Below are 26,740 nucleotides of genomic sequence, written 5' to 3'. Positions count from 1 at the left end.
ATACGGTATTAGCCGAGGAAGATGATGACCCCATTGCAAGCCAAGCCGACCATCCTGGTGGTGGACGACACTCCGGACAACATCGACCTGCTGTGCGCCGTGCTGGAACATGATTACCGCACCAAGATCGCCGTCAACGGCGAGCGCGCGCTCAAGATCGCCCGGGGCGAATCCAAGCCGGACCTGATCCTGCTCGATATCATGATGCCGGGGATGAGCGGCTACGACGTGTGCAAGGCGCTCAAGGCCGATCCGGCCACGCGCGACATTCCCGTCATCTTCGTCACCGCCATGAGCGAGGTGGCCGACGAGCAGCTGGGCCTGAGCCTGGGGGCGGTGGACTACATCACCAAGCCCGTGTCGGCGCCCATCGTGCTGGCGCGGATCAAGACCCAGTTGTCGATGAAGCGCGTGCACGACTTCCTGCGCGACCAGAACCAGTTCCTGGTGACGGAGGTGGAGCTGCGCACGCGCGAGATCGTGGCGCTGCAGGACGTGACCATCCACACCATGGCTTCGCTGGCCGAAACGCGCGACAGCGAGACGGGCAACCATATTCGCCGCACCGCGCACTACGTGAAGACGCTGGCCGAAAAGCTGCGCACCCATCCGCGCTTTGCCGCCTTCCTGACCGACGAGACCATCGAACTGCTGTTCAAATCCGCCCCGCTGCACGACATCGGCAAGGTCGGCATCCCCGACCGCATCCTGCTCAAGCCGGGCCGCTTCGAGCCGTACGAGATGGAGATCATGAAAACCCACACCACGCTGGGGCGCGACGCCATCATGACGGCCGAACGCGAGCTGGGCATCGAGGTCGATTTCCTCAAGTACGCCAAGGAGATCGCCTATGGCCACCAGGAGAAGTGGGACGGCAGCGGTTATCCCCAAGGGCTGGCTGGCGACGCCATCCCCATCTCGGCGCGGCTGATGGCGGTGGCCGACGTGTACGACGCCCTGATCAGCCGGCGCGTATACAAGGAAGGCATGTCGCACGAGGAGGCCGTGGCCATCATCACGGCCGGGCGCGGCGTGCACTTCGATCCGGACATGGTGGACGCCTTCCTGGCCTTGCAGGAGGAATTCATCGCGATTGCGAAACGGTATGCCGATTCCGACCAGGACATGGCCCGCAAGCGCGAAACGCTGGAATTATTCACGAAAGTAGCGGATGCAAATTGACGTAGACATGCTGGGTTTTGCGGCGGCCAGCTGCACCACCTGTTCCTTTATTCCGCAGGTCTGGCTGGTGTGGCGCGAACGCGCTGCCGCCGGCATCTCCACCGGCATGTATTCGATCTTCAGCTTCGGCGTGTTCCTGTGGCTGTGCTACGGCGTGGCGATCACGGCGTGGCCCATCATCATCGCCAACACCATCACCTTGCTGCTAGCGCTCAGCGTGCTGGGGATGAAGTGGCACTTCGAGCGGCTGGCGCCCGAGGACCGCAGCGTTTAGCCTGCATTTACGTTGGTGTGCGCAGTGGCGGCACGGCGCTCGCCAGGAAGGTGGCGATGCGGTCCACCACGGCGCCTTCGCGCTCGCGGTGCGGCACGTGGCGCACGCCCGGCATGATCGTCAGTTGGGCGGGGCCGCCCGCCAGGCCGGCGATGCGTTCAGGCTGCTGGCTGGAGCCGTATTCATCGTCGCCACCGTGCAGCACCAGCGTTGGGCAGCGCACCAGCGGCAGCACGTTGTTGAGCGACCAGGCTGCGAACGTTGGCGACAGCCAGGTTTCCGTCCACGCATCGAGCACCCAGCGGGCTTTGTCGCCATGGTACTGGCGCAGCCGCGCGAACGATTGCTCCTGCTGGAACGACGCCTTGGCTTCGAGGATGCCAGTCCGCGTGCGCTCTTCCACGAACGCCTGTGCCGACTCGGTGATCAGGGCCTGGCAAGCGTCCGCATGGCGCGCCGCGCAATGGACGGCCATGCCGCCACCCACGCTGTGGCCCATGGCGATGAAGTGTTCAAGGCCGAAATGGCGCAGCACGAGCGGGAAGAATGCCGCCGCCTCCTCGTCAATAAACCCGGTGCCGATATCGCCGGTGCGCGGATCGGACTGGCCGAAACCTAGCCTGTCGTAGGCGATGACTGATCTGCCCGTACCGGCCGCCAGCGCGGCGGGAAAGGAGCGCCACAGCTGGATGCTGCCCAGCGAATCATGCAACAAGACGATAGGCGCATGGCCATCGGCAGACGCCGAAGGCTGCCAGCGGCGGGCGAACAGGCGTCCCCGCGGCGTGACGATCCAGTGGTCGGATGGGGTAGGAATGGCGGTGCGCATTGCGTTGGATTTATCGAGCATGTCGAGTTGCTTATTTGGGCCGTTCAAATGAGTTCAATAGCTTCGCGAAGCAGTTTGCAGGTCTGCGGGATACCTTGCTGTTCGAACGTAGCGATCAGTTCTTCCGGCGACTTCTTGGGATTGCGTAACCGCGCGCGTAACCCTTTTACGACGCTCAGAAATTTGATTGAATCGAGGTCATATTGTGCAACCAGGAAGTCATCCGGATGCAGGACTTCAATGCCGTGTACAACGATGCTTGATTCAGGAAAGTCTTTGAGATTGAATGTGATGATGGCGTCGGCATGGCCAACAATAGCGGCGGCCAATACGTGCCGGTCATCGGGGTCCGGTAATACCAGGGAGTCAATCAGATGGTCGGCGTTTTCGATGATGGCGTCTTCGATCGCGTCGGCCATCAACGCCGCTGTTTTGGCGACTGCTTCGGGTGCAATGTCTTTGCGCTTGGCGATCAGGTTTCTGATCCATTCGTCTTGAATGCGCTTGGTCCACCTGGCGCGAAAGAGCCCTTCCTCGGCCAGGCTAATCAGCAGGTCGCGTAAGGGCGCCGGGTACAGAACACATGCGTCCAGTACGGCTGTATAGCGAAAATATCCTGCCATCAATAGCCCATGCCAAGCTCCTGCGCTTGGTCGACTAGCTGTTGGACTGCCGACTGGGAGACTTTGCGGCGGTCTTCCTTGTATTTCACCACGTCTTCGAAATGGATGCGTCGGTGGGTGCCAACCTTGTGAAAAGGTATCTTGCCTTCTTCGAGCAGGCGCACCAGGTAGGGGCGCGACACGTTCAGGTACGTGGCTGCCTCTTGCGTAGTGATATCCATTTCCCTTGGAATGACGGTGACGGCCTTTCCTTGCGCTAGCGAGCCGAGCATATCAGCGAACAAGCGCAGTATTTTGGGCGGCAACTTGAGCAATGGCGACTCTTCAATTTTCTCGATGCCGTCTTCAACAATGGCAATATTGACCGCGCGAGAATGGTCGAGCGCGGCGACGATGCAACGTTGGGCGGCCTTGGCAAGCTCAATTTCTTCCTTGTTTTCCAGGCGGTCAAGGACGGCTGGCATGGGAGCTCTCCTGAGTGATCGATTGTAAACGTATCCTACGAAATAAACGAATTAATCGCAACTACAATAATCAAGGGCGGGCGTCAGGTTGCCCGCCGTGCCCTCAACCCACCGTGCTGAAGAACCGCATCATCTCCCGGCTCGCATCGGGCCCCTTGCCGTCCGTGTAGCTGCCCTGCGCGCTGCCGCCCGACCAGGCGTGGCCCGCGCCGTGCACTACCCAGTGTTCGACCACGGGCTTGCCATCGTGGTCGTGGTGCGTGGTCTGAGTGTAGCGGTGGCCGTTGGGCACGCTGCCCGATTGCACCGACGGCGCGCTGCCAGCCGCGTGGCCGTTCAGGCGCTGGGCCGTCACCGCGTCGCCGTTGCGCGGGTGGACGGTGGTGTCGCGGTCGCCGTGGAAGACGATAATGGGCAGGCTGCCGCCGGGCGCCTTGTGCGTGCCGGCGCCGCGCTTCATGGCGCTCAGCGCCGACGGCAGATCCTGCGCCGACGCGTACGGCAAACCGGAATGCACGCCCACGGCCGCGAACACGTCCGGATACAGCGTGCCGACGATGACGGCCATGGCGCCGCCCGCCGACAGGCCGGCCACGTACACTTGCTTGTCCAGCACGCGGTAGTCGCGCTTGACCTGTTCGGCGATGCCGGCGATCAGCGACGGTTCGCCCTGGCCGCGCTGCTGGTCGATGGCGTTGAACCAGTTCCAGCACTTGGCGTTGTTGGCCTGCTTGGTCTGCTCGGGATAGACCACCAGGCACTGGCGTTCCTCGGCCACCTGGTTCATGCGGGTGCCGGCCGCGAAGTCGTCCGGATTCTGGGTGCAGCCGTGCAGCATCACCAGCAGCGGCATGGGCTGGCCGTGGTAGCTGGACGGGATGTACAGCTTGTACTGACGCTCGCCCGCGTGGTTGGCGTAGCTGCCCGTGATGAATTGCGCCCCTTCCGGCAACGGTGCTGGCGCCGGGCGCGGTGCGTCGTAGCCGGGCAGGTCCAGGCCGGACAGGTCCAGTGGCGGCAGGTTGAGGTTGGCGACGTCGAATGTCGGCAGTTCGAAATGCTTCAAGCCGGACGGCAGCGCGCCGTGGATGTCGACCGCGATACCCATGCGGTTGAGCAGGTCTTGCGCATATTCGATGGGGTGGGTGGCCGGATCGGGCGCGGCACCGGCGGGGGGAGGCTCGTCCTGCGGCGCTTGCGGTGCGGGCCTGCTGGTGGCTTGGCCTTGCCGGGCGTCCGCAGCGCTCGCGTCGTGCGTGGCATGCGCAGTGTTCGCATGGTGCAGCGCGCCGGACGAGGCGTGGCCGGCCGGCGTGTCGACGCAGATGGCATCCTCCACCTCGCCGCTCGCGCCATGTTGGCGGGCGACGGGCGTATCGGCAGGTTTGGCGGGTGGTGTGTTGATGTCGCGCATGGGCGGCGGCGTCGTGGCGCGCGGTGCGCCGCGCAGCCCGCCCAGCGCCTGCTGGATGGCCGCCGTGGCGGCGGCTGGTCCCTTGCTGATCAGTTTTTGGGTGGCGGCGCGCATCTGCGCCAGCAGTGTGGAATCGAATTTCATAAGCCGTCCTTCAACAAAGCTGCGCCATGCCCGGACTGCCGGTGGACAGGCGCGTTAGTGAATTCGCCCGGCCAGGGCGGTCTTGACCACGGTGCTCGCGTGCAGTGCGCCGAGCACGAAAATCGATTCGATGGTGGCCAGGGCCAGCTCCACCGAGACGTCGCTGGCGATGCTGGCCATGCCCAGCACCTGGATCTGCAGGCGCTGGCCGGCCGCCTGGATGGCTTCCAGGTCCGCGCGCGAATAGTGCTGCATGCCCAGCACCAGGCTTTTGCGCGCTACCGTCTGCTTGACCACGTCCGCGTGGGCATTAAGCTGGTTGCGGATCGCCGTGCGTATCAAATCGGTGCGGTTGGAGTAAAACCCTTCCTGCACCAGCAAATCGATTTGTCCCAGGTCTATCGGTCCCAGATTGATGGTGATTTTTTCCGATTCGCTCGTCTTGAGCTTCAGTTCTTGCTTGGCCATAAGTCTCCGTCCGGCACTGGGGTGGGCTGGTGGCATCTGGTAGCCATCCATCCACCATCTACATGGATGGTAGTATAGACCCATGACGTCGCAGGTCAAGCGCGTTCGCGCGCTTTGCGTTATCGTGAAGCAGCAATTGACCGAGCGGCCCCGCTGGGGGCGCGGCATAATGGGCGCATTCTTCGTTACCGATATCGCAATATGAATCCAGCAACGCCATCCACCGAACCTGTTTTGCCCGAGCTGGCCACACCGGTGCCGTCGCCGTGCGTCAGCCTGTGCAAGATGAGTCCCGAGACCGGCTATTGCGTCGGCTGCATGCGCACCATCGAGGAAATCATCGCCTGGTCCAAGGCGGACGATACCTACAAGCGCGCCGTGTGGGCGGAAATCCGGCGGCGCGAGGCGCTGGTCGACTTTTAAGGAAAGGTGGCAGGCATGCAGGGATTACCCGATTCCATCCAGGTGTTCGAGCGCGGCTGGCTCTCGTCCAACAACATCCTGCTGATCGGCCGCCACGACACGGCGCTGATCGACAGCGGCTACCTGACCCACGCGCCGCAAACGCTGGCGCTGGTGCGCCACGCGCTGCATGGCCGCCACCTGGACCGGCTGATCAACACCCACCTGCATTCCGACCATTGCGGCGGCAACGCCATCCTGCAAGCCCACTATGGCTGCGACACGGCGATCCCGGCGGCCGAGGCGGACAAGGTGCGGCATTGGGACGTGGACGCGCTCAGCTTCAAGGCTACCGGCCAGCAGTGCGAGCGCTTCAGCTTCGACAGCACCGTGTCCTGCGGCGACGTGCTGACGCTGGCCGACATGGAGTGGCGGGCCCTGGGCGCGCCCGGCCACGATCCCCATTCGCTGATTTTCTACTGCCCCGAGCACCGCGTGCTGGCCTCTGCCGATGCGCTGTGGGAGAACGGCTTCGGCGTCATCTTCCCGGAGCTGGACGGCGAATCCGGCTTCGCAGAGGAGCGCGCCACGCTGGACCTGATCGAAGGCCTGGACGTGCGGCTGGTGATTCCTGGCCACGGCGCGCCGTTCACGGACGTGCAGGGCGCGCTGGCGCGGGCCCGTTCGCGCGTCGATTACCTGGAGGCCGATCCGGTGCGCAACGCGCAGAACGCGATCAAGGTGCTGCTCAAGTTCCTGCTGCTGGAACGCCAGCGCATCGCCTTGGCCGACGTGCCGCAGATGCTGTTGTCCATGCCCGTGTTTGCGACCGCCAACGCGCGCTACCTGCGCCAGACGCCGGATGAACTGGCGCAATGGGCCGTGGGCCAACTGGTCAAGGGTGGCGCGGCGCACGTTGAGAGTGAATACTTACTCAACGACTGACTCCCTCCACTTCCATCTTCTTTATCCACTTCCATCAGCGAGTTCGATATGGCCTTGCCCGCAGTGCTGCAAAACCTCACCCTCCCCGTGATCGCCTCCCCCATGTTCATCGCCAGCGGGCCGGCGCTGGTGGCGGCACAGTGCAAGGCTGGCATCGTCGGCTCGTTCCCGGCCCTGAATGCGCGCCCGGCCGAGCTGCTCGACACCTGGCTGACAGATTTGCAGGCCGAGCTGGCCGACTACCAGCGCGCGCATCCAGACCAGCGCGTGGGGCCGATCGCCGTCAACCAGATCGTCCACCATTCGAACGACCGGCTCGCGCATGACGTGGAGGTGTGCGTCAAACACCAGATCCCCATCATCATCTCGTCGCTGCGCGCGCCACCCAAGGAGATGCTGGACGCCATCCACAGCTACGGCGGCATCGTGCTGCACGACGTGATCTCGATCCGCCATGCGCAAAAGGCGCTGGAGGCGGGCGTGGATGGCCTGATCCTGGTGGCCAGCGGCGCCGGCGGCCATGCGGGCACGCTGTCGCCGTTCGCGCTGGTCGGGGAGGTGCGCAAGTTCTTCTCGGGGCCGATCGCGCTGTCGGGTTCTATCGCCACCGGCGACGCGATCCTGGCGGCGCAGGCCATGGGCGCCGATTTCGCCTACATTGGTTCGCGCTGGCTGGCGACCAAGGAATCCAATGTGACGGAGGGCTACCGCGATGCGATCGTGGAGTCGTCCGCGGCGGATATCGTTTATACCAATTTGTTCACCGGCGTCCATGGTAACTACCTGAAGAAATCCATCCTCGCCGCAGGGCTGGACCCGGAGGCGTTGCCGCAGTCGGACAAGAGCGCGATGAGCTTCGGCTCCGGCACTGCCAAGGCGTGGCGCGACATCTGGGGCGCGGGTCAGGGCGTGGGTCTGATGGATGACGTGCCCACCACGGCCGAGATGGTGGCGCGCCTGAAGCGCGAGTACGACGCGGCGCGCGCGCGGCTTAGCCTGTAACCGGCGCCCTGTAACGACCACTGGCAGGCCGGCGGCTGGAGGCGGTTGGCGCTACTTTGCCAGACCACCCGCGCGTGCCGGCCGGGGCTTGCCGGCGGCACTCGCCGGCTTCTTCTTTTTCGCCTGGGGCTGCGCCTGTTTGCGCAACGCGGCGGCCATGCCCAGCCTGGCCCAGCGCAGCATGTCGCTGGCGTCGTCCATCGCCTCGTCGGGCACGCGGTAGTAACGCAGCGCGCTTGTCTCGCCCAATTTCTGGTAGGTGAACTGCACGCAATGGGCGGCCTTGAACTGGGCTTCGTTGTCGTCGTCGGCCTTGAAGTACAGGCAGTCGTCGAGGATGATGGCGCAGAACAGCCCATCGATGTAGATCCCCACGCCACCGAACATGCGCTTGCTGCGCACGCTCCCCAGTGGCGCCAGTACGTCGGTCAGATAGTCCAGGAAATCAGGCGATACCATGGTCCGTTCCTTTTCAGGTTACTGCGGGCGACGGATATCGTAGCGCGCGAAGTGCTTCCACGTGCCGTCCGGCTTGGCCGATTCAATCTCGAAGGTCCAGGATGCCGTCTCGGCATGGTAGCTCAGCGTGTCGCGGAACGGCGCGCTGGCGTAGGGGAAGATGAATTCGATCGTGCTGCCCGTGATCTTGCCCGTCGCGTGGGGGATCGAGCCCTTGGCGCCGAAGATGTCCATCCAGTGCGCGATCACGGACTGGCTGCCCTGGTCGTAGCCGATGAAGACACGCGCCTCGTACTTGGCCGGCACCTGCACGTCCTTCATGTGCATTTCCGTGAACGTGGCGTTCAGCGTGGGCGTGGCGGCCATGGTGTAGCGCACCGGCTTGCCCATCACGTCGCCGGTCATGATCCAGTCGCCGTCCAGCGCTTGCAGCAGGGCGGGGCGGGCGTCGGCGGGGGCGGTGGGCGGCGCGGCGTGGGCGCTGGCCGTGGCCAGCACGGTGGAGAGCAGGAAAGGGGTAACGATGCGCATCGGTTCGGGCCGGGGAAAGAATTTGACGTAGCAGACAATAGGACAAAATTGCGCAAATTGCAATTCGCTCACTCCTGTTCCAGCCACTTGCGTGCCGTCGTCACCACCTGCTCGGTCAGGCGGCGCGTGAGCGGGGTCTGGATGTCCCACGCGTGCCAGATCAGCGGCACGTTCAGACTGACGCCCGGCACCAGGTCCACCAGGGTGCCCGCGCGCAGGTTGGTCCCGCACTGCTGCACGGGCACCATGCCGTAAGCGTAGCCCGCTTCCAGGAAGCGCACGAATCCGTCCGAACTGGAGAACGCGTGGTGCGGATAGCGCACCGGCTGGCCGAACTGGCGGGCCAGGTACTGCTCCAGCAGCGCGTCCTTGCGGTCGAATATCAGCGCCGGCGCTTGCCGCACCGCGTCCAGCGTGAAGCCGTGCGCGAACCAGCGCTGCACGAACGCGGGCGAGGCCACGCACAGGTAGCGCATCATGCCGAGCGGCGTGGCCGTGGTGCCGGCCACGCGCGTCGATTCGCTTGTCACGCAGGCGAACACGCGGCCTTCGCGCAGCTGGCTTAAGGTGTGGTCCTGGTCGTCGATGCGGATGTTGAGCAGGCAGGCGTCCGACAGCAGCAGAGGCGCCACGGCTTCCTGCAGCCAGGTGGCGGCGCTGTCGGCGTTGACCGCGATGGCGATGTCGGGCCGCGCGTCGGTCTGGCCGGGGCGCTGCTTCAGGGCCGCTTCCAGCAGCCGCACCTGGCGGTAGTGGGCGATCAGGCGCTGGCCCGCCTCCGTCGCCTGCGGCGGTTGGGTGCGCACCACCAGCAGTTCGCCGGCGTCGTTCTCCAGCAGCCGGATGCGCTGCGACACGGCCGATTGCGTGATCGACAGGGCCACGGCCGCCTTGTCGAAACTGCCATATTCGACCACGGCGTCGAGGGCGGCCAGGCCCCGGTAGTCCACTGCGCTCATTAATTTCTCTAATGTTTGTCCAATATTATTAATTATACTTATCTGCGCCGGGACCGTAAGCTGGTGGCCTGTTTGAGGAGAAAACATGGCAGCGACGGCATTCTTGAAGGGTTTGGGCTTGGGCGGCAGCCTGATTGTGGCGATCGGATCGCAGAACGCTTACCTGCTGCGGCAGGCGCTCAAGCGCGAGTTCGTGCTCACCTGCGTCGCCGTTTGCGTGGTGTGCGACATGGCGTTGATCGCGGCCGGCGTGGCCGGCATGGGGCAGTTGATCACGGGCGTGCCGGCTTTGCTGTGGTGGCTGAAGCTGGGCGGTGCGGCGTTCTTGCTCGCCTATGGCTGGCGCGCGGCCCGTTCCGCACTGCGGCCCGCCGCGCTGGTGGCGGGCGACGGGGCCACTGTGGCCAGCCGCGGCGCCGTGGTGGCGGCCATGCTGACATTCACCCTGCTCAACCCCCACGTGTATCTGGATGTGATCCTGCTCGGCTCCATCGGCGGCCAGCAGGCGGGTAATGGACGGCTGTATTTCGCGGCCGGCGCGATGGCCGCTTCGCTGGCCTGGTTCAGCGGGCTGGGATGGGGGGCGCGCTACCTGGCGCCCGTGTTCGCCCTGCCACGGGCGTGGCAGGTGCTCGATGGCGTGATCGCGGTGGTGATGTGGACGATCGCCGCGTCGTTGCTGGTTTGATGGCGGTGGCAGGTTGCGAAAGCCAGGGTCAGACCCCAAGGGGGCAGACTCCGAAAACCAGGGTCAGACCCCAAGGGGGCAGACCCTAGGCCTTACGCGCGTTGTCAGGACTCGCTGTCGGTCTTGATGGCCCACAGGCCTGGCAGGTTGCGCCAGTAGCCGTAGGCGTCCATGCCGAAACCGACCACGAAGCGGTTGGGGATGGTGATGCCGACGATGTCGGCCTTGCAGGGCTTGGCCTTGCCGATCGCCTTGTCGCAGAACACGGCCAGGATCACTTCGGAGGCGCCCATGTCCAGCAGGCGCTGTTTGACGTGGGCCAGCGTTTCGCCTTCGTCCAGAATATCGTCCAGCACGATCACGGTGCGGCCCGTCACGTTCGAGCGCGGCACGACCTTCCACACCACCTGGCCGCCCTGGTCCTCGTCGCCGTAGCGGCTCACGTGGATGTAGTCGAATTCGAGCGGGAAGGTCAGCTGCGGCAGCAGGTTGCCGGTGAAGACGACGGCGCCGCCCATCACGCCCAGCACCAGCGGGAACTCCTGGCTGTCGGGCGCGTTGAAGCGGGCGTTGAGGGTGTCGGCCATGCGCGTGACGGCGGCATCGACGGTCTCTTTGTTGAACAGTTCTTCTGCCGTTTCCAGCAGGGCGCGGGCGCGGTTGTGGTGGAAGTCTTGCATGATCTTCTAGTTTTTCTAAAAACGGGTGAACAATCCCGCTATTATCCGCCATATCGCGCCATGCCGGGGTAGTTGGATTTGCGCCACAACACCGGCCGCGGCGCGCCGCTAGCGGTAATCGCGCACGTCGTCGATCACCTTGCCGTCGTTGGGCAGGCTGCCGCGCGCGGCGAAACACACTTCGCCGCGCAGCTTGGTCAGGTCGCGTATCGAATCGACCACGGCCGCGCCCAGGCTGGTGCTGGCGCCCTGCGGATCGTCCACTTCGCAATGCAGCGTCATCACGTCCTGCGCCATGTGGCCCGACACTACCAGCCGCGCCTTGTGGATCTGCGGATGGCGGCGCGCGATGTCGTGCACCTGCGACGGATGGACGAACATGGCGCGCACCTTGGTGGCCTGGTCGGCCCGGCCCAGCCAGCCGCGGATGCGGGTGTTGGTGCGGACGGTGGCCGCCGGCGTGTGTGTCAGCTCGGCCGACAGGTCGCCCGTGGCGAAGCGGATCAGCGGGTAATCGTGGTTGAACAGCGTGACCAGCACTTCGCCGACTTCGCCCGGCGCCACCGGCTCGCCAGTGCCGGGACGGACGATCTCCAGGATCACTTCCTCATCGAGCACCATGCCCGGATCGAGCACGCCGGCGCTGGCCGTCTCGTAGGCGATGCTGCCGATGTCGGCCGAGGCGTAGGTCTGGAACACGTGCGGCACGCCGTTCTGCGCGAACCAGGCGCGCAGCGATTCGGGCAGCGCCTCGGCGCCCATCATGGCCTGGCGCACGCTGGAAATGTCGGCGCCCATCTCCTGCGCTTTTTCGATGATGATCTTCAGGAACGACGGGGTGCCGATGTAGGTGTCGGGCCGCAGTTCGGCCATGGCCTGCACCTGCATCTCGGTCTGCCCGGCGCCGGCCGGGATCACGGCGCAGCCGATGCGGGCCGCGCCCCCTTCGACCATGAAGGCGGCCGGCGTGAAGTGGTAGGAGAAGCAGTTCTGTACCAGCCCGCCCGGCCGCACGCCGGCCGCGTACATGGGGCGCGAGAAGCGCCACCAGTCCTGGCCCCGGCCCTCGGGGTCGAAGATGGGGCCGGGCGACATGTACACGCGCGCCAGCTGGCCGGTGGGGGTGGCGTTCAGGCCACCGAACGGCGGCTGCTGGCGCTGCAGGTCCTTCAGGCCGGACTTGCGCGTGACCGGCAACTGGGCCAGCGCGGCGCGGCTGGCGATGTCGCCGGCCGGCACGCCTTGCAGGATGCGCGCCCAGCCGGGCGTGCCCTGGGCCCGTGCGACGAGGCGCGGCAGGCGTTGCATCAGGTCGCGTTCGCGCTGCACGGGGTCGCGCGTCTCCAGGCTATCGAGCGTATCGGCCATGTTTAATCCTTGTGTGAGATCGGTTTTTTGGGCGGTGGCGTCAGGCCAGCCAGCGCTTGCGGCGGCGGTAGAACTTCATGTCGCGGAAGCTCTTGCGCCCGGCGCCGGACACGCCCAGGTAGAACTCCTTGACGTCCTCGTTGCTGGCCAGGTCGCTGGCCGCGCCTTCCATGACGACGCGGCCGTTCTCCAGGATGTAGCCGAAATCGGCGTAGCGCAGCGCCACGCTGGTGTTCTGCTCGGCCAGCAGGAAGGACACGTTCTCCTTCTGGTTCAAGTCCTTGACGATGCCGAAGATCTCCTCGACGATCTGCGGCGCGATGCCCATCGACGGTTCGTCCAGCAGGATCATGGACGGCTTGGCCATCAGCGCGCGGCCGATGGCGCACATCTGCTGTTCGCCGCCGGAGGTGTAGCCGGCCTGGCTGGCGCGGCGCTCCTTCAGGCGCGGGAAGTAGTGGTAGACCTTGTCCAGCGCTTCCTTGAGCTGGGGGCGCGACAGCGTGCGCGTGTAGGCGCCCGTGAGCAGGTTGTCCTCGATGGTCAGGTGGCCGAAGCAGTGGCGGCCTTCCATCACTTGCGACAGGCCGCGCTTGACCAGTTCATTGGGCGTGAGCTGGTCCACCCGCTCGCCCTTGAACTGCACTTCGCCCTTGGTGACGTCGCCGCGCTCGCCGCGCAGCAAGGTCGAAATGGTTTTCAGCGTGGTCGACTTGCCGGCGCCGTTGGCGCCCAGCAGGGCAACGATCTTCCCTTGCGGGACTTGCAGCGACACACCCTTGAGCACAAGGATCACGTGGTCGTAGATCACTTCGATGTTGTTGACCGACAGGTAGGGCTGGCTGCTGACGGTTTCGGCTGCGGCGGCTGTGTTCATGGTCGTTCTTCGCTGGTTGAAAAAACGTGCGGGGAGAAGGAGGTACTCCCCGCACTAGTTCACCTCGTAGCTATGGCGTGGCTACTTGGCGCAGGCTGGCGTTATTTTTTTCTCGGCGGCGTAGGCGTTCGAGGACTCCTCCAGCAGCTTGCGAGTCAGCGCCTTGTCGCCCACCACCCAGTTCGGCGTGATGGCGTTCCACTTCTTGCCGTCCCATTGCTGGACCTTGACGGCGCCCGAGCCTTCATGGTCCTCGCAGCTGGTCTTCACCACCGGCAGCATGCCGTAGGCGCCGATGGCCTTCTCGCGCGCCTCGTCCACGTTCAGGTGCTCCAGGCCCCAGCGCAGTTGTTCGCCGGTGACGGGTTTACCCTTGCCGAACTTGTCCTGCGCGGTGCGCATCGCCTCCACCCACAGGATGGCGGCCGTCACGCCACGCATGTGGTAGACGGAACCGACGCGGTTGCGGTCGGCCAGGTTGCCCTTGCCGGCGTCGTACAGCTTCTTGTGGATCTCGTCCATCACGGGGTAGTTGCCGGGGGTGTTGAAGGTCATCGCGCTATAGCCCTTGGCGGCGTCGCCGGCCGGCACGGTGTCCTCCTCGGAGCCGGCCCACCACACACCCAGCATCTTCTCGCGCGGGAAGCCGTTGCGCTGGGCCGTCTTGATGGCCACCGAGTTCATCACGCCCCAGCCCCACAGGATCACGTAGTCGGGATTGGCCTGGCGGATCTGCAGCCATTGCGACTGCTGCTCGCTGCCCGGCGGCGGCACGGCGATCTTGATCAGGTCGAAGCCGTACTGCTTGGACAGCGCCTCCAGCACCGGCAGCGGTTCCTTGCCGAAGGCCGAATCGTGGTACAGGTGCACGATTTTCTTGCCCTTCAGCTTATCCATGCCGCCGCTCTTGTCGCCCAGGTACTTGATCATGCCGGCGGCCTGGTTCCAGTAGCTGGTGATGAGCGGGAACACATAGGGGAATACTTTGCCGTTGGCCGCGTCCGAGCGGCCGTAGCCCAGCATCGTCATGGGGATCTTGTCCTGCGGCAGACGGTCCAGGATGCCGTAGGCGATGCCGGTCGACAGCGGTTCGACCATGGTGGCGCCGCCGTTCTTGGTCTTCAGGCGCTCGTAGCATTCCACGCCGCGCGACGGGTTGTATTCCGTTTCGCATTCCTCCCAGCTGATCTTCACGCCGTTCACGCCGCCGTTCATGTTGACCAGGTTGAAGTAGTCGATCACGCCGCCGTAGAAACCGGAACCGCCGGCCGCATACGGCCCCACGCGGTACGACGGCAGGGCGATGAACTGGTCGGCCCATGCTGGAACAATGGCGCTGGCCGTCAGTGCGGCGCCCAGCACGAAGCTTTTGATGCATTTCATACTCGTCTCCTCGAAGTTACAGACCTCAGGTGATACTGGTAGTGGTGATGCCAGGGACCGCGTTCAGTGCGGGAACGGCCACAGACGCAGCTTCTCTTTACCGATTTGCCACAGACGCGCCAGGCCATGCGGCTCGACGATCAGGAAGAACACAATCAATGCGCCGAACACCATCAGCTCCAGGTTGGACGCCACGCTGGTGGGCAGGGCCAGCCCGTGCGCCAGCACGTTCAGGCACACGGGCAGCAGCACGATGAAGGCCGCGCCCAGGAAGGAGCCGAGCACCGAACCGACGCCGCCGATGATGATCATGAACAGGATGCGGAACGACAGGTCCAGGTTGTACGCTTCCGGCTCCACCGTGCCCAGGTAGGCGAACGCGTACAACGCGCCGGCCACGCCGCAGTAGAAGGAGCTGACGGCGAACGCCAGCAGCTTGGTGCGCATCAGGCGGAAACCGATCACCTCGGCCGCCACGTCCATGTCGCGCACGGCCATCCATGAGCGGCCCACGTTGGAACGGATCATGTTCTTGGCCAGCAGCGCCATCACGGCCACCACGGCCAGCACCAGCAGGTATTTGCTGGCCGGGCTGTCGAATTCGTAGCCGAGGATGGTGATCTTCTGCGCCGTGATCACGCCCGAGCTGCTGTAGTTGGTCAGGTAGGGGATCTTGGTCAGGCACCACAGCACGAAGAACTGGGTGGCCAGCGTGGCGGCGGCCAGGTAGAAACCGCGGATGCGCAGCGACGGCAGCCCGAAAGCGACGCCCACCAGCGCCGCCGACAGCCCGCCCAGCACGAAGGCCAGCAGGATGGGCATGCCGGGGATGCGCTGCACGAAGTTGTAGGCGCCAAACGCGCCCACGGCCATGAAGGCGGCCGTGCCCAGCGACAGCTGGCCGGCGTAACCGGTGAGGATGTTGAGCCCCAGCGCGGCCAGGGAGAAGATCAGGAACGGGATCAGGATGGCCGACAGCGTGTAGGGGGAGGCCAGCACCGGCGCCACGGCCAGCGCCACCACCAGCAGCGCGGTCAGGGCGATGCGGTCCTGGCGGATCGGGAAGATCTGGTTGTCGGCCTGGTAGCTGGTCTTGAATTGTCCGGCTTCGCGGTAGAACATGGTCGTTCCTCTCAGATTCTGCGGATGATTTTTTCGCCGAACAGCCCTTCAGGCCGCACCAGCAGGAACGCCAGGGCCAGCACGTAAGGGAACCAGCCCTCGATGCCGCCGCCGACCATGGGGCCGAGGTAGACTTCGGCCAGCTTTTCCGACGCGCCGATGATCAGGCCACCGACGATGGCGCCCGGCATGGAGGTGAAGCCGCCCAGGATCAGCACCGGCAGCGCCTTGAGCGCGACGAAGGTCAGCGCGAACTGCACGCCATTGCGGGCGCCCCACAGCAGGCCCGCCACCAGTGCCACCATGCCGGCCACCGACCACAGCACGGCCCAGATACGCTGCAGCGGGATGCCCACGGCCAGCGCGGCCTGGTGGTCGTCGGCCACGGCGCGCAGCGCGCGGCCCACCTTGGTGCGGGCGAACAGCAGGGCCAGCGCCGTCACCAGCAGCGCGCATACGCCGGCCGCCGCCACGTCGAACTGGGACACGATGATGTTGAATTTATCGAGCAGGTATTGCAGCGGCACGTCCTCGATCGGCAGTTCCAGCTTGTGCACCTGCGAGCCCCAGATCAGCTGCGCCAGGCCCTCGATGAAGAAGGCCAGGCCGATGGTGGCCATGAACAGCGTGATCTCGGGCTGGTTGACGAGCGGGCGCAGCACCACGCGCTCGATCGCCAGGCCCAATGCGATCATCACGACGATGGTGATCGGGATGGCCAGCCACACGGACAGGCCGAACTTGTCGACCATGCCCACGCAGGTGAGGGCGGCGAAGAACACCATCGCGCCCTGGGCGAAGTTGAACACGCCGGAAGCCTTGTAGATCAGCACGAAGCCGATCGCCACCAGCGCGTACATCACGCCCGACAGCAGGCCGCCGATCAGCACTTCAAAGAAAAAGTTCACGTTCATTTAGTGCTCCACCCCGAGATAAGCGTTGATCACGTCCTGGTTGGTGCGCACCTCGTCGGGCGTGCCGTCGCCGATCTTCTTGCCGTAGTCGAGCACCACCACGCGGTCCGAGATGTCCATCACCACGCCCATGTCGTGCTCGATCAGCACGATGGTGGTGCCGAACTGGTCGTTCACGTCCAGGATGAAGCGGCACATGTCCTGCTTCTCCTCCACGTTCATGCCGGCCATCGGTTCGTCCAGCAGCAGGATTTCCGGCTCGGCCGCCAGCGCCCGGCCCAGCTCCACGCGCTTTTGCAGGCCGTAGGGCAGGCGGCCCACGGGCGTCTTGCGGATCGCCTGGATCTCCAGGAAGTCGATGATCTCCTCGGCCTTGATGCGGTGTTCGATCTCCTCGCGCCGCGCCGGGCCCCAGTACAGGGCCTGCATCAGGAAGTTCGATTTCATCTTCAGGTTCCGGCCCGTCATGATGTTGTCGAGCACCGTCATGCCCTTGAACAGGGCGATGTTCTGGAAGGTGCGCGCGATGCCGGACTTGGCGGCCGCATAGCAATCCATGTTGCGGCGGTGCTCGCCGCGGTAGATGATCTCGCCTTGCTGCGGGCGGTACACGCCGTTGATCACGTTGAGCATGGAGCTCTTGCCGGCGCCGTTGGGGCCGATGATGGCGCGGATCTCGTGCTCCTTCACGTTGAAGGAAATGTCGGTCAGCGCGCGCACGCCGCCAAACGACAGGGAGATGTTTTTCAGGTCCAGGATCACGGGGCCGGTGCGACGGCCGGCATGGGCGCCCAGATGCGCTTCGATTTCGTTCATTTGCATGGTGGCGTCCTCCGTCATGCCGCTGCCTGGACCGCTGGATAAGTCTTGCAGTCCCGGATTTTCAGGTCGGCCGAGACGGCGCCGGTGCGGCCATCCTCGAACTTGACCTGGGTGGTGATGAACTGCGTGCTCTTGCCGCTGTACAGGGCGTCGATCAGCACCGCGTATTTTTCGGCGATGAACTTGCGGCGCACTTTGCGGGTGCGGGTCAGCTCATCGTCGTCCGGGTCCAGCTCCTTGTGCAGCACCAGGAAGCGGTGCACCTGGGTGCCCGCCATCATGGCCTCGGCGGCCAGGCCGGCGTTGACCTTCTCCACGCAGTCGCGCACCAGTTCATAGGTTTGCGGGTGGGCCGCCAGGTCCGTGTAGCCGGAATAGGCGATGCCGCGCCGCTCGGCCCAGTTGCCAACGGCCTCCATGTCGATGTTGATGAAGGCGCACACCTGGTCGCGCGCGTGGCCGAACGCCACCGCCTCCTTGATGAAGGGGAAGAACTTGAGCTTGTTCTCGATGTAGTTGGGCGCGAACATGGCGCCGTCGTTCATGCGGCCCACGTCGGCCGCGCGGTCGATGATCTTCAGGTGGCCTTCGGCATCGAACATGCCGGCGTCGCCGGTGTGGAAGTAGCCCTCGGCGTCGATCACCTCGGCGGTGGCGTCGGGGCGCTTGTAGTAGCCCTCCATGGTGGCGGGCGAGCGCACCAGCACTTCGCCGTTGTCGGCCAGCCGTACTTCCACGCCCGGCGCGGGCAGGCCCACGCTGTCGAACTTGATGTGGCCGTCCGGTTGCAGGCACACGTAGGCGCAGGTCTCGGTGGAACCGTACAGCTGCTTGAGGTTGACGCCGATCGAACGGTAGAAGCGGAACAGGTCAGGGCCGATGGCCGCGCCGGCCGTGTAGGCCACGCGCACCCGCGACAGGCCCAGCACGTTCTTCAGCGGGCCGTACACCAGCACATTGCCCAGCGCGTAGGCGGCACGGTCGGCCAGCGGCACCGGCTTGCCGTCCAGGATATCGGCGCCGCAGCGGCGCGCCACCTCCATGAAGTGGTGGAACAGGCGGCGCTTGATGGCGCCCGCGTCCTCCATCCGTATCATCACCGTGGTCAGCATGTTCTCGAAGATGCGCGGCGGGGCGAAGTAGTAAGTGGGGCCGATCTCGCGCATGTCGGTCAGCACCGTGTCGCCGGACTCGGGGCAGTTGACGGTGAAGCCGGCCACCAGCGCCTGGGCCAGCGAGAACAGGCAGTCGCCCACCCACGCCATGGGCAGGTAGGACAGGATGTCTTCGCGTTCCGTGAGCCGGTCGAAACCGACGCCGCCGGTGCCGGCCGCGAGCAGCGCGGCGTGGCTCTGGCACACGCCTTTCGGCTTGCCGGTGGTGCCGGAGGTGTAGAGCATGATGGCGTGGTCGCTGCCCTTGCCGGCCGCGATGGCGGCCTCGTAGGCGCCCGGATGGTCGCGGTCCCACGCGCGGCCCAGTTCCTGCACGGCGGCGAACGAGGACAGCTCGGGCTGGCGGTAGTGGCGCATGCCGCGTTCATCCTCGTAGATGATGTGGGCGATGCCGGGGTAGTCGGCGCGCAGTTCGAGCAGCTTGTCGACCTGCTCCTGGTCTTCCACCACGGCGTAGTGGATTTCCGCGTTGTCCAGCACGTAGGCCATGTCGGCGGCCGGCGCATCCTGGTACAGCGGCACGGGCACCCCGCCCAGCGCTTGCGCGGCCAGCATGGCCCAGTACAAGCGGGGGCGGTTGTCGCCGATGATGGCCAGGTGCATGCCGCGCTCGAAGCCCAGCGCGGCCAGGCCGCAGGCCAGTGCGCGCACTTCCGCGTTCACTTGCGCCCAGTCCCAGCTTTGCCAGATGCCCAGGTATTTTTCGCGGAATGCGGGCCGCAGGGGCCGGTCTACGCCGTGCTGCAATAGCCGGCGCGGGAACGTATCCAATTCAGTTTGCACCAGTGTCTCCTGTTGCGGTCTGTTGTTATGGTGCCGTGCTCGCTTGCGGATTGCCATCCAGATTGCGGCCCGTCATCCTTTTTGTGTGATGATAGTAGCCTGATGGAAGGGGCCAGGATGTCTTTTCGATGACAATCACCCGACTTTTTTATGGTGCAATGCAACAATGCAAACAGAACAACCTAGCCTGAAGGAAGCGCTGCGCGCGGCCAACTGGGCCAGCTGCCTGACGCCCGAGCAGATGGCGCGGGTGGAGGCAGATACATTCGAGACGTTCGTCCCCAAGGGGGGCTATGTGTGCCGTAAAGGCGACATGGTGGAAAACTGGCTGGGCATCGTGGGCGGCATGGTCAAGATGAACAACTTCTCGGCCTCGGGCAAGAGCGTGACCTTCACCGGCGTGCCGCCCGGCGGCTGGTTCGGCGAAGGCTCGCTGCTCAAGAACGAACACCTGAAGTACGACGCGATGGCGCTGCGCGACAGCCGCATCGCGCGCATGCCGGCCGCCACCTTCCACTGGCTGCTGGAAACGAGCCTGCCGTTCACGCGCTTTTTGCTGATCCAGCTGAATGAACGGCTGGGGCAGTTCATCGGCATGGTGGAGAACGACCGCCTGCTCAACGTCGATACGCGGGTGGCGCGCTGCCTGGCGTCGATGTTCAATTCCCACCTGTATCCGGGGCTGGAGCCGCTGGTGCAGATTTCGCAGGAGGAGCTCGGTTTCCTGTCGGGCGCCTCGCGCCAGCGCGCCAACCAGGCCTTGCAGCTGCTGGAGAAGCAGGGTTTGCTCAGCATTGATTACTGCGGCATACGGATACTGGATCTGGAGGGCTTGCGGCGGTTCGAGGCGTGACAGTTCGCGTCCCCGCCGCCTTCTGCCACGGCCCCAATCGCGGTATCATAGGGCCAGCATCTGTCGCCGCTGGCAGATCCGTATAAACGATATGCGCCCCGCTTGGCGCGCCCTCTTACCCTTATGCCCCATACTGACCGTCCCGACATCGCAGCCCGCCTGGCGCAGCTGCGCCAGGCCATGCGCCGCCAGCAGATCGATGCATTGATGGTGCCATCCTCCGACCCGCACTTGTCCGAATACCTGCCCGCCCGCTGGCAGGGCCGCCAGTGGCTGAGCGGCTTCACCGGCTCGGTCGGCACCTTCATCATCACTGCCGATTTCGCCGGCGTGTGGACCGACGCGCGCTACTGGACCCAGGCCGAAACGGAACTGGCCGGCACCGGCGTGCAGCTGATGAAGATTCCGTCTGGCGCCAGTGTGCTGTACATCGACTGGCTGGCCGACCATCTGCAGGCCGGCCAGACGCTGGCTGTCGATGGCGCCGTGCTGGGCCTGGCCACGGCCCGCCTGCTGGCCCAGGCGCTGCAAGCGAAAGGTGCGCTGCTGCGCACCGACGGCGATGTACTGGACGAAGTGTGGCAAGACCGCCCCGCGTTGCCAGCCGCGCCTGTGTTCGAGCACACGCCGCCGCACGCGGACCTGAGCCGCGCCGCCAAACTGGCTGCGCTGCGACTGGCCATGCGCGAGCAGGGCGCCAGCCACCACGTGCTCTCCACGCTGGACGATATCGCCTACCTGTTCAACCTGCGCGGGGCCGATGTCAACTTCAACCCCGTGTTCCTGTCACATGCGCTGGTCGACGCAGCCGGCGCTACCTTGTTCGTCGCCGACGGCAAAGTCGCGCCGCAGTTGCGCGCGGCCCTGGCGCAAGATGGCGTGACGCTCGCGCCCTATGCCGATGCCGCCGCCGCACTGGCCGCGCTGCCGGCCGGCGCCGTGCTGCTGCTGGACCCGCGCCGCGTCACCCACGGCACGCGCGAGGCCGTGCCGGCCGGCGTGAAGGTGGTGGAGGCGATCAACCCTACCACCTTCGCCAAGTCGAAAAAGACGGCGGCCGAGGCGGCCCACGTGCGCCAGACCATGGAGCAGGACGGCGCGGCCCTGTGCGAATTCTTCGCCTGGCTGGAGCAGACGCTGGCCAACCCGCAGCGCGCGCCGCTGACGGAACTGGACATCGACCGCGAACTGACGGCGGCCCGCGCCCGCCGGCCCGGCTTCGTCAGCCCCAGTTTCGGCACCATCGCTGGCTTCCGCGCCAACGGCGCCATCATGCATTACCGCGCCACCGAGGCGGCCCACGCCACCATCGCGGGCGACGGCCTGCTGCTGATCGACTCGGGCGGCCAGTACCTGGGCGGCACCACCGACATCACGCGCGTGGTGCCGGTTGGTGAGCCCACGGCCGCGCAGCGGCGCGACTTCACGCTGGTGCTGAAGGGCGTGATCGCGCTGTCGTCGGCCAGCTTCCCGCGCGGCACGCGCTCGCCCATGCTCGACGCGCTGGCGCGCGCGCCCCTGTGGGCGGCCGGCATGGACTTCGGCCACGGCACCGGCCATGGCGTGGGCTACTTCCTCAATGTGCACGAAGGCCCGCAGTCGATTTCGCCCACCGCCATGCCGGAGCCGCATACGGCCATGGAGCCGGGCATGATCACCTCGGTCGAACCTGGTCTGTATCGCCCCGGCCAATGGGGCATACGGATCGAGAACCTGGTGCTCAACGTGGACGCGGGCAGCACGGAATTCGGCAGCTTCCTGCGCTTCGAAACACTCACGCTGTGCCCGATCGACACGCGCTGCGTGGATCTGGCGCTGCTGCGCGACGATGAGCGCCAGTGGCTCAACGACTACCATGCCACCGTGCGCGCGCGCCTGCGTCCGCATCTGGCCGGCGACGCGCTGGCGTGGCTGGAGCGCCGCACGGAGGCCGTATGAGCGCCCGCTCGACCCGCGCCACGTCGGCCATCGCCCGCCTCAAGGAGCGCAGCGGCAACGCCAAATACACGATGTCGCGCACCGGCAGCGGCCTGTTCTTCCTGACCGAGGGACCGGGCCTGCCGCCATTGTGCGCGCCGCTGGAGCTGGATGATTTCGTCGCCTTCGTCAACGGTCTCGGACCGCAGACGCCCAAGCGCGTCAGCAAGCTCGATGTGGCGTTTGAAAAGCAATTGAACAAGAAGGCGCCTTAAGCGCCGCGGCGCGCCCGCTGGAGCGCGCCTTGACACCAACACAGACAAGAGGCCAGTCATGCCCACCATCGATTTCCTGATCGCCTATTGGTCCTCCGGCGAACTCGCCACCAACGGCCTTATCCTGCTCAACATGATCGGCGCGCTGCTGCTTGGCCTGCTGGTCGGCTACGAGCGTTCCTACCATGGCCGCGCGGCCGGCATGCGCACCTATGGCCTGGTGTGCATGGCCTCGGCCGCGCTGACCGTGGTCACGGGCTATCCCCAGTTCTGGTTCGGCGGCCACGTGATCCCGTCGGCCATGGGCACCGACCCCACCCGCATCATCCAGGGCATCGTGACGGGCATCGGCTTCCTGGGCGCGGGCGTGATCATGCGCGAGGGCTTCAACATCAGCGGCCTGACCACGGCGGCCTCGATCTGGGCCTCGTCCGTGATCGGCATCATGGTCGGTGTCGGGTTCTACATGTCGGCCATGGGGCTGGCCATCCTGTGCGCGATGGCCATGATCTTCCTGTCCCGGGTCGAAGCGTGGCTGCCGTCGCGTCACGCAGTCGCCATCACCATGCGCTTCCGGCCCGGCTACATGCCGCAGGAGCCGGCGTTGCGCCAAATGGCGCTGGCGCGCGGGTACGAGATCGCCAGCGGCACCCTGATGATAGGCAGCGAGGGCGGCGCCCAGGAGTGGCGTTTCGTCGCCATCGCGCTGAGCAAACGCAGCGGCTCGACCCTGCCGCAGGTGGCGGCCGAGCTGGCCGTGTTCGACGGCATCGACAGCTTCCAGCTGACCCACGCACGCAATTGAGCCGAAACTGATCCGCAGTGAGCCGCAACCGAGGCAGTTCCCCGATGGAGGCCGACATGATGAACGAGCAAGCAAAGGCGATCTTCGATTTCTGGTTCCTGCCGGCCGGTACGCCCGGCGCGGGGGCCGCGCGCGCCGAATGGTTCCGCAAGGACGAGGCATTTGACCGCGAGATCGAGCGCCGCTTCGGCTCCTTGATCGAACAGGCGCTGGCCGGCGGCCTGCATCACTGGGACGCGGGCGGCCCGCAGCCCGCGCTGGCCCGCATCCTGCTGCTGGACCAGTTCACCCGCAACGTCTATCGTGGCACCCCGCGCGCGTTCGCCGGCGACCGGCTGGCGCTGCAGGCGGCGCAGGACATGGTGGACGACGATGAAGACCTGGCGTTGACGCCTTTGCAGCGCGCCTTCGTCTACCTGCCGTTCGAACATGCCGAGGATCTCGACATGCAGCGCCAGTCGGTGGCCCTGTTCACGCGGCTGGCGGCGGCCGGCACGGGCTTCGAGAGCATGCTCGATTACGCCCACCGCCACCGCGACGTGATCGAGCGCTTCGGCCGCTTCCCGCACCGTAACGCCATCCTCGGCCGTCCCTCCACGCCGGACGAGCTGGCATTCCTGCAGCAGCCGGGATCGGGTTTCTGATGCCAGTACCGACCCTGACCCTGATCGGCGCCGGCCACGTGGGCCGTGTGTTCGGCCGCCTGCTGGCCCGGGCCAGCTGCTTCACCATCGAAGACGTGCTGACCCGCTCGCCCGCTTCGGCCCAGGCGGCGCTGGACTTCATCGGCGCCGGCCGCGCGCCCGGCGGCTGGGATCAGTTGCGCCCGGCCAATGTGTATATGCTGGCCGTCAGCGACGACCAGATCGTGCCGGCCTGCGCCGCGCTGGCGCAAGCCGTGCCGCTGGCGGGCGCCGTCGTGTTCCATTGCAGCGGCGCGCTGGCGTCGGACCAGTTGCAGGCCGCGCGCGCGGCCGGCGCGCTGGTGGCCAGCGTCCACCCGATCCGCAGCTTCGCCGACCCGCAGGCCGTGGCGTCCGGTTTCGCCGGCACGTATTGCGGCGTGGAGGGCGACGCGGCCGCGCTGGCCATCCTCAATCCGGCGCTGGAAGCGATCGGTGCGCGGCCGGTGGCCATCGATGCCTCGGCCAAGACCGTGTACCACGCGGCGGCCGTGTTCGCCAGCAATTACCTGGTGACGGTGCTGGACGCGGCCCTGCGCGCCTACCAGGCTGCCGGCGTGCCGGAGGCGGTGGCGCGCGAACTGGCCAAGCCGCTGGCGACCGAGTCGCTGGCCAATGTGTTCCGGCTGGGCGCGCCGGCCGCGCTCAGCGGCCCGGTGGCACGCGGCGACTACGCGACCGTGGCGCGCCAGCAGCAGGCCGTGACGGCGTGGGATGCGGCCACGGGGGCGCTGTACGAGGCGCTGGTGGCGCCCACGACTGACGTGGCGCGTCGCAAGCCGCGCTAGCGTTGGTGCCGCCTGCGCCATCCTTGCAAATTACTAGTTCACAACTATATTTTAGACAAGAGGCGGGCGCGTTCCCGGGCGCCGGTGCCGCCACGGAGATACGAAATTGCAATTTAATGTCGGGAGGTGTCGACAAACCCCCGAATTAGCAATAAGCTTGTTCTCTGGAATCTTTTCTTGACGAATCAAGCAATCAGAAAAACAAGTCAGCACGCGCGCGGCCCAGGCCTGCGCCACTAGGATAGGGGTAAGAACATGTTATTTCTGAAGAGTACGACGGTGACCAAGGCGCCCGGCATCTACGAAGTGGACATCGCCGCCAAGCCGCCCGGCAAGACCTACGGCGTCTTCCTGGCCACCGATCCCGACAACCAGCCAACCGAAGTGCTGGCGGCGTTGGCCGCCATGGGTTTCCACAACACCTACAGCGGCGGCTACACCCATAAGGACCGCGGCAAGGTGCTGGATTTGCATTTCCAGAAGGATGGCACCGACTTGTTCAAGGGCTGGAAGGCCGAGGAATGCGAGGCCAACCTGGCCGCCATCACCAGCCTGTTCAATGGCATCGGCATCCAGATCACGCCGCGCGTGATGTCGCTGGCCGAAGCCTACGCCTGATTTAGCCCGGCCCGGGCTTCAGGCCTGGACTTCGATGTGGTACAGGGCCCACGGGCAGGCGCCGAACCGCTCGGGCAGCGGTTTGGCGGCCATCCCGGGCACCTGGTCTGCGTCATAGATGGCCCAGAGCGGGCCCAATCCTCCCAACGCCATCGGTGCGCCATCCAGGTGGGTGGCCACGATGTAGCGTTGCGCGCGCGCTTGCGCCAGGCTCAGCACGGCCGCATAGCCATCCACCGCCCGCAACACCAGCTTGCCGCTGTCGGCCAGGCTGGCGCCGGCCGCCTTCACCACGTCCACCAGTGCCGGACCGCGCAGCAGGTGCGGCTTGCCGTCATATTCAAGCGTGGGACGGATGGTGAACGCAGGCAAGGCCAGCAGCGCGTTGAAGTCGAACGCGTGGGCTTTCTCGAAGCTCAGTTTTTGCTTGTGCATCATCTGGTCCGTCACGGGGTCGAACGGGCCCCGGTTGGGCTGGACCATGGCGCCCGTCACTGTCAGCAGGGCCGGGCCGCGCGAGGCGGGTGTGTTGGCTGAGGCTGGCGTGCCGGCGCGGGTGTGCACGGCGGGCAAGGCCAGCGCGGCGGCGCCGGCGGCGGTCAGGAACTGGCGTTTTTTCATCGTTGGCGTCCTCGGCTGGTGGGATGTCGCTATCATAGCGTGCATGGACTTGTTTGACGTCACCACCGGCCTGACGCCCATCCCGATCGAGGATGGCGAACTGGCGTTCCAGCAACGGCTGGCCTTGCCCTGGCCACCGGAGCAGGTGCTGGCGCGCCTGATCGCGGAGACGGACTGGCGCGCGGAAGCGATCACCTTGTGGGGCAAGACCCATCCGCAACCGCGCCTGACGGCCTGGTATGGCGAAGCGCGCTACCGTTATTCGGGCATGACATTGGAACCGCAGCCGTTCACGGACTTGCAACTGGCCATCAAGGCCGCCGTTGAGCTGGCCACGGGGCGGCGCTACAACAGCGTGCTGCTCAACTACTACCGCGACGAGCGCGACAGCATGGGTTTCCACAGCGACGACGAGCCGGAACTGGGGCCGGAACCGGCCATCGCCTCCGTCAGCTTCGGCGCACCGCGCACCTTCATCCTCAAGCACAAGCGTTTGCCGCGCACGGTCAAGCTGGCGCTGGGCGACGGCAGCCTGCTGTTGATGGCGGGCACCCTGCAGCGCCACTGGCGCCACGGCATCAACAAGCAAAGCACGCCATGCGGGCCGCGGGTCAACCTGACCTTCCGCTGCATTCTTTAATCTCCGTCAAACCCTACCTAATTGCGTGCTAC

31 protein-coding genes are annotated in these 26,740 nt (G+C 65.7%); 14 read left to right on the top strand and 17 right to left on the bottom strand.

The annotated features are described in order from the left end of the window. The first annotated feature begins 21 nt into the window (after positions 1-21). Together H3H37_RS06370 and H3H37_RS06365 are read left to right on the top strand one after the other, a co-directional pair. Complete coding sequence (locus H3H37_RS06370) at positions 22-1,182, top strand: response regulator (protein WP_229218689.1); 1,161 nt, start codon at positions 22-24, stop codon at positions 1,180-1,182. Continuing rightward, positions 1,172-1,456 (top strand): SWEET family sugar transporter, encoded by a 285-nt coding sequence (locus H3H37_RS06365; RefSeq protein WP_182160812.1) that lies wholly within the window; start codon positions 1,172-1,174, stop codon positions 1,454-1,456. Before H3H37_RS06370 ends, H3H37_RS06365 begins: the two co-directional genes overlap by 11 nt. A 7-nt stretch (positions 1,457-1,463) precedes the next feature. On the opposite strand, the gene H3H37_RS06360 is transcribed toward H3H37_RS06365, so the two are convergent. The 5 genes from H3H37_RS06360 to H3H37_RS06340 all read right to left on the bottom strand — a co-directional run bounded on the left by H3H37_RS06360 (position 1,464) and on the right by H3H37_RS06340 (position 5,398). After that, entirely contained in the window at positions 1,464-2,306 is an 843-nt protein-coding gene (locus H3H37_RS06360; protein ID WP_182160811.1) for an alpha/beta fold hydrolase, read from the bottom strand. Positions 2,307-2,329: 23 nt separating this feature from the next. Further along, a complete protein-coding gene (locus H3H37_RS06355; protein WP_182160810.1) occupies positions 2,330-2,908 on the bottom strand; it encodes a PIN domain-containing protein in 579 nt (192 codons plus the stop codon). Further along, the gene (locus H3H37_RS06350; RefSeq protein WP_182160809.1) at positions 2,908-3,372 is read right to left on the bottom strand and encodes a helix-turn-helix domain-containing protein; all 465 of its coding nucleotides are present in this window, start codon (positions 3,370-3,372) and stop codon (positions 2,908-2,910) included. The genes H3H37_RS06355 and H3H37_RS06350 overlap by 1 nt, the downstream gene beginning before the upstream one ends. A gap of 103 nt (positions 3,373-3,475) precedes the next feature. Beyond that, positions 3,476-4,930, bottom strand: coding sequence for an extracellular catalytic domain type 1 short-chain-length polyhydroxyalkanoate depolymerase (locus tag H3H37_RS06345; RefSeq protein ID WP_229218688.1), 1,455 nt, complete (start codon positions 4,928-4,930; stop codon positions 3,476-3,478). A gap of 54 nt (positions 4,931-4,984) precedes the next feature. Further along, positions 4,985-5,398: a ribbon-helix-helix domain-containing protein gene (locus tag H3H37_RS06340; RefSeq protein WP_182151605.1), complete on the bottom strand. Its 414-nt coding sequence runs from the start codon at positions 5,396-5,398 to the stop codon at positions 4,985-4,987. 201 nt (positions 5,399-5,599) lie between these two features. On the opposite strand from H3H37_RS06340, the gene H3H37_RS06335 reads away from it, so the two are divergent. The 3 genes from H3H37_RS06335 to H3H37_RS06325 are packed head-to-tail and all read left to right on the top strand — an operon-like array spanning position 5,600 to position 7,747. Then, positions 5,600-5,821: a DUF1289 domain-containing protein gene (locus H3H37_RS06335; protein ID WP_182160808.1), complete on the top strand. Its 222-nt coding sequence runs from the start codon at positions 5,600-5,602 to the stop codon at positions 5,819-5,821. Between the two features lie 15 nt (positions 5,822-5,836). Further along, positions 5,837-6,745: an MBL fold metallo-hydrolase gene (locus H3H37_RS06330; RefSeq protein ID WP_182160807.1), complete on the top strand. Its 909-nt coding sequence runs from the start codon at positions 5,837-5,839 to the stop codon at positions 6,743-6,745. 48 nt (positions 6,746-6,793) lie between these two features. Next, the gene (locus tag H3H37_RS06325) at positions 6,794-7,747 is read left to right on the top strand and encodes an NAD(P)H-dependent flavin oxidoreductase (RefSeq protein ID WP_182160806.1); all 954 of its coding nucleotides are present in this window, start codon (positions 6,794-6,796) and stop codon (positions 7,745-7,747) included. Positions 7,748-7,798: 51 nt separating this feature from the next. Here H3H37_RS06325 and H3H37_RS06320 read toward each other — a convergent pair whose 3' ends face one another. From H3H37_RS06320 to H3H37_RS06310, 3 genes are all read right to left on the bottom strand, one after another. Continuing rightward, on the bottom strand, positions 7,799-8,206 hold the full coding sequence (locus tag H3H37_RS06320) for a TfoX/Sxy family protein (RefSeq protein WP_182160805.1): 408 nt from the start codon (positions 8,204-8,206) through the stop codon (positions 7,799-7,801). A gap of 18 nt (positions 8,207-8,224) precedes the next feature. Next, a complete protein-coding gene (locus tag H3H37_RS06315; RefSeq protein WP_182160804.1) occupies positions 8,225-8,737 on the bottom strand; it encodes a DUF1579 family protein in 513 nt (170 codons plus the stop codon). 68 nt (positions 8,738-8,805) lie between these two features. Then, on the bottom strand, positions 8,806-9,696 hold the full coding sequence (locus tag H3H37_RS06310) for a LysR family transcriptional regulator ArgP (protein ID WP_182160803.1): 891 nt from the start codon (positions 9,694-9,696) through the stop codon (positions 8,806-8,808). A gap of 85 nt (positions 9,697-9,781) precedes the next feature. On the opposite strand from H3H37_RS06310, the gene H3H37_RS06305 reads away from it, so the two are divergent. Then, positions 9,782-10,384, top strand: a complete 603-nt coding sequence (locus H3H37_RS06305) for a LysE/ArgO family amino acid transporter (protein ID WP_182160802.1) — start codon at positions 9,782-9,784, stop codon at positions 10,382-10,384. A 104-nt stretch (positions 10,385-10,488) separates the two neighbouring features. On the opposite strand, the gene H3H37_RS06300 is transcribed toward H3H37_RS06305, so the two are convergent. The 8 genes from H3H37_RS06300 to H3H37_RS06265 all read right to left on the bottom strand — a co-directional run bounded on the left by H3H37_RS06300 (position 10,489) and on the right by H3H37_RS06265 (position 19,511). Further along, positions 10,489-11,064, bottom strand: a complete 576-nt coding sequence (locus H3H37_RS06300) for a hypoxanthine-guanine phosphoribosyltransferase (protein ID WP_182160801.1) — start codon at positions 11,062-11,064, stop codon at positions 10,489-10,491. 108 nt (positions 11,065-11,172) lie between these two features. After that, the gene (locus tag H3H37_RS06295) at positions 11,173-12,432 is read right to left on the bottom strand and encodes a phenylacetate--CoA ligase family protein (RefSeq protein WP_182160800.1); all 1,260 of its coding nucleotides are present in this window, start codon (positions 12,430-12,432) and stop codon (positions 11,173-11,175) included. Between the two features lie 40 nt (positions 12,433-12,472). Next, positions 12,473-13,309, bottom strand: coding sequence for an ABC transporter ATP-binding protein (locus H3H37_RS06290; RefSeq protein ID WP_182160799.1), 837 nt, complete (start codon positions 13,307-13,309; stop codon positions 12,473-12,475). Positions 13,310-13,390: 81 nt separating this feature from the next. Further along, a complete protein-coding gene (locus tag H3H37_RS06285; protein WP_182160798.1) occupies positions 13,391-14,692 on the bottom strand; it encodes an ABC transporter substrate-binding protein in 1,302 nt (433 codons plus the stop codon). A gap of 63 nt (positions 14,693-14,755) precedes the next feature. Next, positions 14,756-15,814 carry a branched-chain amino acid ABC transporter permease gene (locus H3H37_RS06280; protein WP_182160797.1) on the bottom strand — a complete coding sequence of 353 codons (1,059 nt, stop codon included), beginning with the start codon at positions 15,812-15,814 and terminating at the stop codon, positions 14,756-14,758. An 11-nt stretch (positions 15,815-15,825) separates the two neighbouring features. Continuing rightward, complete coding sequence (locus H3H37_RS06275; RefSeq protein ID WP_182160999.1) at positions 15,826-16,722, bottom strand: branched-chain amino acid ABC transporter permease; 897 nt, start codon at positions 16,720-16,722, stop codon at positions 15,826-15,828. A gap of 6 nt (positions 16,723-16,728) precedes the next feature. Continuing rightward, on the bottom strand, positions 16,729-17,550 hold the full coding sequence (locus tag H3H37_RS06270; protein ID WP_182160796.1) for an ABC transporter ATP-binding protein: 822 nt from the start codon (positions 17,548-17,550) through the stop codon (positions 16,729-16,731). Between the two features lie 14 nt (positions 17,551-17,564). Further along, the gene (locus H3H37_RS06265) at positions 17,565-19,511 is read right to left on the bottom strand and encodes an AMP-binding protein (protein ID WP_375539989.1); all 1,947 of its coding nucleotides are present in this window, start codon (positions 19,509-19,511) and stop codon (positions 17,565-17,567) included. Positions 19,512-19,674: 163 nt separating this feature from the next. Here H3H37_RS06265 and H3H37_RS06260 point away from each other — a divergent pair, with 163 nt between their 5' ends. From H3H37_RS06260 to H3H37_RS06230, 7 genes are all read left to right on the top strand, one after another. Continuing rightward, positions 19,675-20,361, top strand: a complete 687-nt coding sequence (locus H3H37_RS06260) for a Crp/Fnr family transcriptional regulator (RefSeq protein ID WP_182160794.1) — start codon at positions 19,675-19,677, stop codon at positions 20,359-20,361. A 123-nt stretch (positions 20,362-20,484) separates the two neighbouring features. Continuing rightward, positions 20,485-22,299 carry an aminopeptidase P family protein gene (locus H3H37_RS06255; protein WP_182160793.1) on the top strand — a complete coding sequence of 605 codons (1,815 nt, stop codon included), beginning with the start codon at positions 20,485-20,487 and terminating at the stop codon, positions 22,297-22,299. Beyond that, positions 22,296-22,553 carry a hypothetical protein gene (locus tag H3H37_RS06250; RefSeq protein WP_182160792.1) on the top strand — a complete coding sequence of 86 codons (258 nt, stop codon included), beginning with the start codon at positions 22,296-22,298 and terminating at the stop codon, positions 22,551-22,553. The genes H3H37_RS06255 and H3H37_RS06250 overlap by 4 nt, the downstream gene beginning before the upstream one ends. Positions 22,554-22,611: 58 nt before the next feature. Further along, positions 22,612-23,358 (top strand): MgtC/SapB family protein, encoded by a 747-nt coding sequence (locus H3H37_RS06245; RefSeq protein WP_182160791.1) that lies wholly within the window; start codon positions 22,612-22,614, stop codon positions 23,356-23,358. A 59-nt stretch (positions 23,359-23,417) separates the two neighbouring features. After that, positions 23,418-24,002, top strand: a complete 585-nt coding sequence (locus H3H37_RS06240; RefSeq protein ID WP_182160998.1) for a DUF924 family protein — start codon at positions 23,418-23,420, stop codon at positions 24,000-24,002. Continuing rightward, positions 24,002-24,829, top strand: coding sequence for a Rossmann-like and DUF2520 domain-containing protein (locus H3H37_RS06235; RefSeq protein WP_182160790.1), 828 nt, complete (start codon positions 24,002-24,004; stop codon positions 24,827-24,829). The genes H3H37_RS06240 and H3H37_RS06235 overlap by 1 nt, the downstream gene beginning before the upstream one ends. Before the next feature lie 255 nt (positions 24,830-25,084). Continuing rightward, on the top strand, positions 25,085-25,447 hold the full coding sequence (locus H3H37_RS06230) for a hypothetical protein (RefSeq protein ID WP_182160789.1): 363 nt from the start codon (positions 25,085-25,087) through the stop codon (positions 25,445-25,447). Positions 25,448-25,465: 18 nt separating this feature from the next. On the opposite strand, the gene H3H37_RS06225 is transcribed toward H3H37_RS06230, so the two are convergent. Further along, positions 25,466-26,068 carry a putative pterin-binding protein gene (locus H3H37_RS06225; RefSeq protein WP_182160788.1) on the bottom strand — a complete coding sequence of 201 codons (603 nt, stop codon included), beginning with the start codon at positions 26,066-26,068 and terminating at the stop codon, positions 25,466-25,468. Between the two features lie 43 nt (positions 26,069-26,111). On the opposite strand from H3H37_RS06225, the gene H3H37_RS06220 reads away from it, so the two are divergent. Further along, on the top strand, positions 26,112-26,708 hold the full coding sequence (locus H3H37_RS06220; RefSeq protein WP_182160787.1) for an alpha-ketoglutarate-dependent dioxygenase AlkB family protein: 597 nt from the start codon (positions 26,112-26,114) through the stop codon (positions 26,706-26,708). Positions 26,709-26,740 lie beyond the last annotated feature (32 nt).

The organism is Rugamonas brunnea (assembly GCF_014042345.1).
Lineage (GTDB): Bacteria > Pseudomonadota > Gammaproteobacteria > Burkholderiales > Burkholderiaceae_D > Rugamonas > Rugamonas brunnea.
This window is presented reverse-complemented; position numbering and strand designations above follow the sequence as displayed.